The sequence below is a fragment of the uncultured Paraglaciecola sp. genome (assembly GCF_913020055.1).
Classification (GTDB): Bacteria; Pseudomonadota; Gammaproteobacteria; order Enterobacterales; family Alteromonadaceae; genus Paraglaciecola.
This window is the reverse complement of sequence record NZ_CAJWCF010000127.1, coordinates 1-10,481: the sequence shown is the minus strand read 5'-3', so window position 1 is coordinate 10,481 and position 10,481 is coordinate 1. Positions and strand designations below refer to the sequence as shown.

Annotated in this window: 11 protein-coding genes; 6 read left to right on the top strand and 5 right to left on the bottom strand. The window is 40.1% G+C overall.

Features of this window, described 5'->3' with window-relative positions; genetic code table 11:
- Positions 1-505: DedA family protein (locus QZ488_RS19540; RefSeq protein ID WP_293751896.1), on the top strand; the 505-nt coding region annotated here is incomplete at its 5' end.
- 34 nt (positions 506-539) lie between these two features.
- Positions 540-1,343, top strand: coding sequence for a 1-acyl-sn-glycerol-3-phosphate acyltransferase (locus tag QZ488_RS19535; protein WP_293751894.1), 804 nt, complete (start codon positions 540-542; stop codon positions 1,341-1,343).
- Here QZ488_RS19535 and QZ488_RS19530 read toward each other — a convergent pair.
- On the bottom strand, positions 1,340-2,578 hold the full coding sequence (locus QZ488_RS19530; protein WP_293751892.1) for a cystathionine gamma-synthase family protein: 1,239 nt from the start codon (positions 2,576-2,578) through the stop codon (positions 1,340-1,342). The genes QZ488_RS19535 and QZ488_RS19530 overlap by 4 nt on opposite strands.
- Positions 2,568-3,206: a 1-acyl-sn-glycerol-3-phosphate acyltransferase gene (locus QZ488_RS19525; RefSeq protein ID WP_293751890.1), complete on the bottom strand. Its 639-nt coding sequence runs from the start codon at positions 3,204-3,206 to the stop codon at positions 2,568-2,570. The genes QZ488_RS19530 and QZ488_RS19525 overlap by 11 nt, the downstream gene beginning before the upstream one ends.
- Before the next feature lie 151 nt (positions 3,207-3,357).
- Here QZ488_RS19525 and QZ488_RS19520 point away from each other — a divergent pair, with 151 nt between their 5' ends.
- From QZ488_RS19520 to QZ488_RS19505, 4 genes are all read left to right on the top strand, one after another.
- Positions 3,358-4,614, top strand: coding sequence for a serine protease (locus QZ488_RS19520; RefSeq protein WP_293751888.1), 1,257 nt, complete (start codon positions 3,358-3,360; stop codon positions 4,612-4,614).
- A complete protein-coding gene (locus tag QZ488_RS19515) occupies positions 4,605-5,561 on the top strand; it encodes an FHA domain-containing protein (RefSeq protein ID WP_293751886.1) in 957 nt (318 codons plus the stop codon). Before QZ488_RS19520 ends, QZ488_RS19515 begins: the two co-directional genes overlap by 10 nt.
- Before the next feature lie 26 nt (positions 5,562-5,587).
- Positions 5,588-6,349, top strand: coding sequence for an NRDE family protein (locus QZ488_RS19510; RefSeq protein WP_293751884.1), 762 nt, complete (start codon positions 5,588-5,590; stop codon positions 6,347-6,349).
- Between the two features lie 86 nt (positions 6,350-6,435).
- Positions 6,436-7,629, top strand: a complete 1,194-nt coding sequence (locus QZ488_RS19505) for an amino acid aminotransferase (protein WP_293751882.1) — start codon at positions 6,436-6,438, stop codon at positions 7,627-7,629.
- Positions 7,630-7,700: 71 nt separating this feature from the next.
- Here the strand turns inward: QZ488_RS19505 and ihfA are convergent, their stop codons facing one another.
- The 3 genes from ihfA to QZ488_RS19490 form a co-directional block, all read right to left on the bottom strand.
- Entirely contained in the window at positions 7,701-7,997 is a 297-nt protein-coding gene (ihfA, locus tag QZ488_RS19500; protein WP_293751880.1) for an integration host factor subunit alpha, read from the bottom strand.
- A 4-nt stretch (positions 7,998-8,001) separates the two neighbouring features.
- The gene (gene pheT / locus QZ488_RS19495) at positions 8,002-10,386 is read right to left on the bottom strand and encodes a phenylalanine--tRNA ligase subunit beta (protein ID WP_293751878.1); all 2,385 of its coding nucleotides are present in this window, start codon (positions 10,384-10,386) and stop codon (positions 8,002-8,004) included.
- A gap of 14 nt (positions 10,387-10,400) precedes the next feature.
- Positions 10,401-10,481 (bottom strand): hypothetical protein (locus QZ488_RS19490; RefSeq protein WP_293751898.1); only part of this gene is annotated, 81 nt, incomplete at its 5' end.

Sequence of the window (10,481 nt, the reverse complement as noted above, 5' to 3'; positions counted from 1 at the left end):
AATCGAACAATTCATAACATCGTGGTTACTCAAGCATCAGCAATATGCTTTGATGATCGTTCCCTTGATAGCGTTTCTCGAAGCCTGTGTTGGTATAGGTTTATTTGTCTCCGGTGTAATTCTTTTATCAGTCTGTACCATTTTGTACGTAGAACAAATTGCGACCTTGTCTCAAATTCTTTCTCTGGCTTTTTTCGGAGCTGTACTTGGCGACCATAGCGGCTATTATTTCGGACGCTGGCTAGGCCCTCGATTTTATCATACCCGTTTTGCACAAAAGCGTATTGATAGCTTAGAGAAAGCTGAAAAACGAATATTAAAATACGGTAACTTCGCAATATTGTTTGGACGACTGATTACTGCGATACGCAGTATTGTGCCGCTGTTAACCGGTGTCAGCGGTATGCCACGTTTGAGATACTCAGCTTACGATGTGTTGGCTTGTGGGATATGGACAGCTGGCCTTGGACTGCTGATCGTTGGTATTGATAAAATCTGGAATTGAAGAAATTGCGTCTAAATCTATCAACAATACTATTATGAAAAACTTCATAAGTTTCTCCTCAGCACTGTGGGTAACGACCAATCTTTTGCTTGGTTTTGTTTTGCTACTTCCGATTTCGATAATCAGTTGGCTAATGCCTTTGCCGGTAGTCTCTCGCGGGAGCACTTTTATAGCAGATCATATTTATCGCACCGCCGTAAAGTTAGATACTTTTTGGATGCAACGTGTATTAGGCATCGAACTGGTAATCAAAGGCAACCCCAATACTCAGCAAACGCCTGTTGTGATCTGCAATCATCAATCCTGGTTCGACATTCCACTGGTACAGCAAGTTATTACTGGCAATGGACCCATTATTAAATTTTTAGTTAAACGAGAAATCGTTTGGGTTCCTATCATTGGTTGGATATGTTTAGTGCTCAATTTTCCAAGGTTAAGCCGAGGTAAAAAAAATGGCACAGGCGAAAGCGATTTTTCAATTATCCAAAAGGCATCAAAAGGCCATGGTAAAACATCTGGCGCATTACTCATTTTTCCAGAAGGAACCCGCTTCACTGAGAGCAAAAGAGTCAATCAGAAAGTACCCTATCGGCACCTTCTAAAACCCAAAACGGGTGGTTTAAAAATGATTAAGCAACACGCTAACATAGACACAAACTTAGTTGATATTACCATCGACTATCACCAAAAAAATGTGCACATTTGGAATTGCTTACGCGCTGATCCGGCAAAGATTACTATTACCCTTGAACATTACAGCCTTGCAGAAATTGATGACATTCAAACTTGGCTAAACAACCGCTGGCTAGAAAAAGACCAACTGCTGTCTAGGGGCTAAAATTCAGCAAATGCTTGTTCAAAATCGGCGACTAAATCGTCTATGTCTTCAATACCAATCGACATTCTGATCATTTTGTCATTTACACCCATTTCTTGTCTTTGTTGTGCACTACTTTCAAAATAGATAGTAGAGGCTACCGGTAAGGCTAAGGTACGAGTATCACCTAAATGGGTGGCACAAATCACTAAATCTAGTGCATTTAAAAATTGAATGGGGTCTATATCATCAGCCAAATCTAAACTTAAGATCCCGCCGTAACCATCAAAATATTCTCTGGCTAAAAAATGTTGAGGATGATCGGCTAAACCTGGGTAATAAACGGCTGAAACTTTATCGTGAGAGTGCAAGTAAGACGCCAAACGCATGGCATTTTCACACACTTTTTCAGTGCGCATAACTAAGGTTTCTAAACCAATAGAAATAGCGTGAGCTGAATCAGGTGATAAGGTTCCGCCCATATCTCTAAGGCCCCTTTTTCGGATTTGGGTTAGCCCCCATTGGGTCTGATCTGGTCCGCGGTAAATGGGCAAGATATTATCGAAACTACTCCAATCAAATAACCCTGTATCGACTACAGAACCACCTAAAACATTGCCATGACCAGCGATATATTTTGTTAGTGAACTAATGGTTAATGAAGCCAAAACTGCATTAGCATCAAAAATATTAGGTGGAGTCATAGTATTGTCGATTAAAAACAGTGCCTTTCTAGACTCACATAATTGACCAATAGCCCGCAAATCTGCGACTTGAGTAACAGGATTGGCTATTGTTTCTAAATACACTGCTTTAGTATTTGTTTTAAACGCAGCTTTCACATTTTGTACATCGGTCACATCAACAAAACTGAGTTCAATGCCCATGGATTGCATGGTTTCGGTAAAACTACGGGTATTACCAAACAAAAAATGGCTAACAATTAGATGATCACCTGCTTTAAACAAGCTGAACATAGTTGCAGTTATGGCTGCCATGCCTGTTGCAAAAGTAATAGCCCCTACTCCACCTTCTAGATGAGTAAGGATATTTTGTAGTGCAACATTGGAGCCTGAAGACGAGCGAGAATAGACATGTCCTGCTTTTTTACCCTGAAAAACATCTACCAAATCTTGGGCATCTTTATATTCAAACAGCACTGAATTATTAGTAGCCTGATGTACGGCACCACTTTCAGGGGTATTCAATAACCTATCTGCGTGTACCAAACGGGTGGTAAAACCTTTATTTTTCAATCTCTATCTCCACTGGGGGAACAACTTTAGTAATCGTTTTTTCTGGGTATTTACCTTGTGCTTGTTTGAAGTGCAGATAAATCCTATTCAGCTCATGCTGCGTATTGTCACCTATATCATGTCGTGGGCCAAATTCGATAAGTTTTTTCTTATAATCAAATGCTACCAAAAACACCGGGACATTGGCTTTGTGAGCAATATGCAGAAAACCAGTTTTCCAAGGAGATATGGGGCTTCGCGTCCCCTCAGGAGCAAGACACAGAACCATATTGTCGGCCTCTCGCATCTTATCTGCCATCGCATCGACTACTCCATGGTTGGCACTGCGCTCAATGGGTATTCCGCCCAAACGTCGCAAAAGGCGATCAAATGGGGGGATAAAAATACTATGTTTTCCAAAAAATGTGATTTTTAAGCGTAGATTAAATGCAACTGCAATTCCCAACACAAAATCCCAATTTGATGTATGTGGTGCCACCGCAATTATCATCTTAGAGCAACAAGGAAAGCTGCCGCTATATTGCCAGCCCATAAGCTTTAATACCCTTGTTCCCAACCATTGACTAAATTTATTACCTATTCTTGGTACTTGATCACAAAGAATAGGAGTATTTACTCTATCAAGCATTTCATTCTTAGCTTATGCAATTTAAACTAGGCGAATGGTCGCTCATGTAATCTATTTTGTCGAGAGTAAACAGAATGTTAACCGACTGACTAATGTTAATAACCCCGCCAAGTTGGCCCCGCTAATTTTAATTGTCACTGGAACACACATCTTGAGAATTCTTATATTTATGTTGTCTATGTTTTGCTCGCTTGCACACAGCCAACAAACCGCTCAAAACCTATTTGGACAATATCGTACTGCACTGTATCAAATTAAAATAATTGAATTAGAGTCAGGTAATAAATCATCAATCGGTTCCGGTTTTCAAATCGATACTTCAGGTAATGTAGTAACGAATTACCATGTGGTCTCTGAATATGTGTATAACCCTGACAAATTCAGGATTGAATATTTAGCCCATGATGGCTCCGAAGGACAACTTCAGCTGGTTGATGTAGACGTTATCAATGACTTGGCATTAGTTAGAAAGGTGGCCTTGTCTGAACAAGAAAGTGCATTTCCAATTGCCCAATCGCTACCCAAGCAAGGTAGTGCTATTTATTCTCTGGGTAACCCCCATGACTTGGGCATGATTGTGGTGCCTGGTACATTTAATGGATTAAAGAAAAGTAGCTTTTACCAGCGTATTCATTTTACCGGTTCTATTAATCCTGGAATGAGTGGCGGCCCTGTGGTCAATGAGCTTGGTGAAGTGATGGGTGTGAATGTGGCTACGGCTGGCAATCAAATTGGTTTTCTTATTCCTTTAGCAAAAATTCAAGGGTTGCTAACAAGCCAAAACGCTCAAGTGTTAGAAAATGAGCAACTAAAACCTCGTATACAAGAACAATTATTAGATAATCAAAACAAACTTTTTGCCTTGCTGAATAACCATACTTGGCCCACTAGTGTTTTAGGGGAAGCCATGATCCCTTCGAAGATAACTGACTTTATCTCTTGCTGGGGTGGCTCAAATACTAGCGATAAAGAGGCTTTATATTTGTCGGTCGAAAACCGTTGTCAGTTAGATGAACAGATATATTTGCACAACGGTTTACGTACAGGAGGGCTTGAACTTGAGTTTGAATGGTTAGATGGTAAGTCTTTGGGAGAACATCGCTTTTATAATTTCTATTCACAAAGTATTACCGGTGCAGGCGCCAGTAACAATGCGACAAAAACCGACGTGACAAATTTTCGTTGTCAGCAAGATAAAGTCACTAACATCAATGGTGTGACCAACAAAACAGTATTCTGTTTAAGGGCCTACAAAGAATTTGATCAACTCTATGACGTGCTTTTTGTTGCCGCGACACTAGACCATACCCACCAAGGGTTAATTAGCCACTATACACTGGCTGGCGTAAGCAAAGAGTCTGCTTTGGTATTTACTCAGAAATTTATGGATGCAATATCATGGCAATAGTTTTAGAACTGCTTTCTCGAAAAAACATCCCTCTTAAACATTATAAATTTGAACAAGATTATGTGTGTGTAGGCCGAGACTTTAACAATGACTTACGATTAGACGACCCTTACGTTTGTCCTAGCCATATGTTGGTGGCCATCGACCCTGAATCGGGCAAGCTAATGGTCAATGATTGTCAGTCGACCAATGGCATCAAAGTAAACAATAAATTCGTCAGGCAAGCTACGCTGAATTCCCATGACATAATAAAAATTGGGCGTACACGCTTAAGGATAATCGATACTAAAGTACCTTTAGTTGAAGCCATTCCTTTGAGTGAATTAGAAGAAAATATGAGTTGGTTAAACCAAAGCTTTTTAGCTATTTGTTTATCCTTTGTATGTTTGGGCTTTTTATTACTGACAAAATATTTGGGCAGCGTTCAAGAGTTCAATTTGATTAAAGCCCTACCCTCTGAATTAGGGCAATTAGCGGTTTTCTCTTTATGGCCTTTAAGCTTTGCTATTTTGGCCAAGGTTGTCAAAAAAGAGAGCCATATTGTTAGCCAATTCAGTTTAACCTGGTTATTAGTATTACTAACTAATACATTGATATTATTACAAAAAATCGCGATATTTAACATTCACCCAGGGACATGGTTTATATGGTTAGAATTGCTCATATTCGCCCTAGTTGTTGGTGGTTTTATATGGTTAAGTCTATTTATTGCTTTTCATCAAACCAATCATAGGCGCAATATCATTGCATGTTCGATGACCTTCATCATTCTGGCGCCTATTTACGCATTGGGCTTTTTAAACAATGATGAATTTGATTCTCGACCTAGCTACAACCCAGTATTATTGCCACCCACATACAATTTAACGTCTGCAGTACCAACCGATAAATTTATTGGCAACGCCAACAGCTTGTTTACCCAAGTTGATAAGTTAAAGATTAAATAAACGCTTAACTGTGCGTAGAGGGTGTTATGTGTATTTTGTTTGTTGCTGTTAATCAACATAAAGATTACCCACTCATTATTGCTGCTAATCGTGATGAGTTCTTTAATAGGGGCACAGCCGAGTCTCACTTATGGGATTCTGAACATGGCATAATTGCCGGCAAAGATTTGCAAGCAGGTGGCACTTGGATGGGTATCAATAAACTTGGCTACATCGCCTCTTTGACCAATATTCGCGATCCGAAAAAAATATGTGCTGATGCCATTACGAGAGGTGAATTAGTCAGTCACTATCTGCAAAACCCAGTAAACAACTATCAACAAATCTTAAGCGACAGCAAAGAAAACTATAACGGCTATAACCTATTATTTGGAAAGTGGGATGCGTTAGCGGTATACAATAATCATTTGGACCAGATACAACATTTAACCGACGGCTATTATGGGTTATCGAATGCGAGTCTAAATAGTCCTTGGCCTAAAATAAATAAGGGCGTGGGGAAATTAGAAGAGTACTGTCAAGATGGCCACGATATCAATCCAGATATATTATTTAAGCTGTTGTTAGACAAGAGTTTAGCTGCTGACGAAAATTTACCCCAAACCGGTATACCTATTGATTGGGAACGCCGTCTTTCGTCTATTTTTATTCTTGGTGATGAGTATGGCACCCGCTCGTCCACAGTACTAAAAGTTGATAAACGGCAAAATGTTACATGGTTCGAACGTACTTATGACAACACAGCCACATGCACTTCCAGCCAGAGTTTTCATTTCAGTATAAATTAGTGCGAATTTGACTCGAATTTTGTTGTACCAATGGCATAATGAGCACTTATTACATATAAGCGCTCATTTTATCATTAAGGAACATCATGTTTGAAGTATTGCCCCAGCTTCCTGCCGACCCAATTCTAGGTTTGTCTGCTGCATTTAAAGCTGACACAAACCCTAAGAAAATTGACTTAGGTGTCGGTGTTTATAAAGACGAACAAGGTCACACACCTATTCTCGATTCTGTGGCCAAAGCACAAACCATTCTTTTAGGTAAAGAAGACACTAAAACCTATATTACCCCACAAGGTGTTCAGGGCTATATAGATGGTATGTTGCAACTGATGCTAGGCAAAGATAGTCAAGCTTTGTTAGCTGACCGAATAGCCGCTGTACAGGCTCCAGGCGGATGTGGCGCATTAAGAATACTGTCAGAATTAATTAAACGCTGCGATGAAAACCTAACAGTTTGGGTTAGCGACCCAACATGGGCCAATCACATTCCATTGATTGGTAACGCAGGGCTCACTATTCAAACCTATCCGTACTTTGATAAAGCCAATGCTAGTATCAATTTTGACGGTATGGTCGAATGTCTTAGCCAAGTCAAAAAAGGCGATGTTGTGTTATTACACGGCTGCTGCCACAACCCCACTGGGGCTGATTTGACCAACGAACAATGGCAAGTGGTCTTAGAACTCGCTCAAAAAACCGGTTTTATTCCTTTTGTGGATACCGCTTATCAAGGTTTTGGAGACGGTTTAGAAGAAGATGCTTTCGGCATGCGTTTATTAGTCAACAACTTACCAGAAGTGATTATTGCTGCATCTTGCTCTAAAAACTTTGGCTTATACCGCGAACGAGTAGGTATTGCTGTGATGGTCACTGAAAACAGTGCCACTCGCCAAGCTATTCAAAGTCAAATTCAATCCATTGCTCGCGGCATATACTCTATGCCCCCATCGTACGGTGGAGCACTAGTAGATATTATTTTGAATGATGAGACTTTACGTCATGAATGGATGGCTGAAGTTGAAGCGATGCGTTGTCGTATGCAAGATCTTCGTTCATTATTGGTATCAAAAATGAATGAATACGGTTCAAGTAAAGATTTTGAATTTGTTAAAAAACAAAAAGGCATGTTTTCATTTTTGTGTATTACCCCCGAGCAAGTACAAGCTGTACGCGATCAACACAGTGTATATTTTGTTGGCTCTAGCCGTGTGAATATTGCTGGAATTAGCAAGTCTAACGTTGATACGTTAGCCAAAGCACTGGTATCTGTTATTAAGTAATTTTTAAAGAGCCCATAAAAAAACCCGGTAAATACCGGGTTTTTTAGTATATGACTATTTCTAAACTGTCTCTAATCTAGAGGTTTAGAACTTTCAACTCTACTTTTGAGCTTTTGTCCGGGTCTAAATGTGACCACTCGCCTCGCCTTAATAGGAATATCTTCACCCGTTTTAGGGTTTCTACCAGGGCGTTCATTTTTCTGCCTTAAATCAAAATTTCCAAATCCAGATAACTTTACCTGTTCGCCTGATTCTAAGGCCTCACGCACTTCTTCAAAAAATGTTTCAACCAGATCTTTAGCATCACGCTTATTGATCCCAAGTTTTTCAAATAAATGTTCCGCCATTTCGGCTTTGGTTAACGCCATACCGTCAATCCCTCAAAGATGCTTCAAACTTTTGCGACAACGTAGCTAAAATACCATCAACTGCTGCCTGAATGTCGTTTTCTTCTAGTGTTTTACTTTTATCTTGTAAAATAAGTGAAATCGCTAGGCTTTTCTTTCCTTGTGCAATTCCCTTGCCTCGATACACGTCGAACAAGTTTAGGCCAACTAATTGATTTGCGCCAAATTTTTCTATGCAATTCAAAATATCGCCAACTAACTTATCATCGTCTACTACGATTGCAATGTCACGTCGATTTGCAGGAAATTTTGAAATTTCTTGCGCTTTAGGTAATTTTTTTAACCATAAAGCACTAATTTCTAACTCAAAGACAAAGCTTCTGCCATTTAACCCTAGGCTTTTTTCAAACTGGGGGTGCACGGCTCCAATGTATCCTAGCAAGTTATCACCTACTAAAATTTCCGCACATTGGCCTGGATGTAACGCACTATGTTGCGTACTTTGGAAGCGATAATCCTCAACACCAGCACAATTAAGTAGGTTTTCAACGTCAGCCTTCACATCAAAGAAGTCAATTGCTTGAGTTGCGCTATCCCAGTTTTCATCGGCAACTAATCCACAAACCACACCACTGATAACAAGCTCTTGTTTTACGCCGGTTTTTTCACTGCTATCTGGAATAAAACGCAAACCGGACTCAAATAATCTTACTCTGCCTTGTTGGCGTTTTTGATTATATGAAACCGACTGTAATAAGCCCGTCCATAAACTTACCCGCATCGTCGACATTTCTGAAGAAATGGGATGAGGTAATTTCAAACCTTCCATTTGAGGAAACAATAAAGATTGAATTTTAGGGTCAACAAATGAATAAGTAATAGCTTCTTGGTAGTCACTTTCAACCAAGGTGTTTTTCAATTGGTTTAACTGTACTTTTTGTTCTTGATGTTGCGACATTTTCAAACTTGCAACAGGCGCTATATCAGGGATCTGGTTATACCCATACACCCTGGCAACTTCTTCAATCAAATCTTCTTCGATACTAATATCGAAACGATATGGCGGAACATTGATTTGCCATACTTGGTTATCAAAAGAAACCGTAAACCCTAAACGTTTAAAAATATCAGTAACGGTATCAGCCGCAATTTCGATGCCCAATACTTTGGTTAATCGAGAGTGTCTTAACGTCACCGAACGATTTTTAGGAATGTGAGATGAATCTAACGCTTCAATCACTGGACCTGCTTCACCACCAACAATATCAAGCAACAATTGTGATGCACGTTGCATAGCTATCTGTTGTAGCTGAGGATCAACACCTCGCTCATAGCGATGAGAAGCATCAGTGTGTAAGCCATATTGACGCGCTTTACCCATAATAGCGTCGGGCGCAAAAAAAGCACTTTCAAGAAAGATATCTGTACTTTCGCTAGTCACACCTGAGTCAAGTCCACCAAATACACCGGCCATAGCCAAGGCTTTTTTAGTATCGGCAATGACTAGTGTGTTTGCTTGAAGTGTCACTTCATTACCATCTAGTAAGGTAAGCTTTTCATCTTGCTGAGCAAAACGAACAACAACATCCCCTTCCAGTTTATTGTTGTCAAACGCATGCATTGGATGCCCTAACTCTAACAACACAAAATTGGTTACGTCGACAACAGGGTCAATGCTTCTGACACCAGAACGTCTTAGTTTTTCAACCATCCATAAAGGGGTCACTGCATTTAGATTAATGTCCTTAATGACGCGACCTAAATATCGAGGACATGCTTCAGGCGCAAGCAATTGAATGTTACGACTATCGGTAATACTTTCTGCAACCTCGGGCACTTGAAGTTCGTTTACTGGCGCTTGATTAAGTACACCAACTTCACGAGCCAAACCTTTAATACCCAGACAATCAGCCCGGTTAGGCGTTAAATCCACTTCAATTGTGACATCATCAAGTTGTAAATATTGTCTAACATCTTGACCAATTGGCGCATCTAAAGGCAACTCAAGTATGCCATCATGATCGTCAGATATACCTAATTCAGAAAAGCTACACAACATACCAAATGAAGGCTGGCCGCGCAGCTTGGCTTTTTTAATTTTGAAATTACCGGGTAATACTGCCCCTACTTTAGCTACTGCAACTTTGATACCTTGACGACAATTGGGTGCACCACACACTATATCGAGTAGTTCATTGCCACCGACATTGATTTTGGTGACTTGCAATTTATCTGCATCCGGATGCTGGCCACATTCGACCACTTCACCCACAACAACACCTGAGAACTCACCAGCAACTGCTTCAACACCGTCAACTTCTAGACCGGCCATACTCAGTTGTTCTGACAACTCATCTGTTGAAATAGATGGATTAACCCACTCTCTTAACCACTTTTCGCTAAATTTCATATTCTTGGCCAGACCTAATTAAATTGCTTAAGGAAACGAAGATCGTTTTCAAAGAAGGCGCGTAAATCATTTACTTCGTAACGCAACATAGTTAA

Bases quoted from the DNA above. Each gene is read 5' to 3' on its own strand.
- QZ488_RS19535 (WP_293751894.1), top strand. From the start codon at position 540: ATGAAAAACTTCATAAGTTTCTCCTCAGCACTGTGGGTAACGACCAAT.
- QZ488_RS19525 (WP_293751890.1), bottom strand. From the start codon at position 3,206: ATGCTTGATAGAGTAAATACTCCTATTCTTTGTGATCAAGTACCAAGA.
- QZ488_RS19515 (WP_293751886.1), top strand. From the start codon at position 4,605: ATGGCAATAGTTTTAGAACTGCTTTCTCGAAAAAACATCCCTCTTAAA.
- QZ488_RS19510 (WP_293751884.1), top strand. From the start codon at position 5,588: ATGTGTATTTTGTTTGTTGCTGTTAATCAACATAAAGATTACCCACTC.
- QZ488_RS19505 (WP_293751882.1), top strand. From the start codon at position 6,436: ATGTTTGAAGTATTGCCCCAGCTTCCTGCCGACCCAATTCTAGGTTTG.
- ihfA (WP_293751880.1), bottom strand. From the start codon at position 7,997: ATGGCGTTAACCAAAGCCGAAATGGCGGAACATTTATTTGAAAAACTT.
- pheT (WP_293751878.1), bottom strand. From the start codon at position 10,386: ATGAAATTTAGCGAAAAGTGGTTAAGAGAGTGGGTTAATCCATCTATT.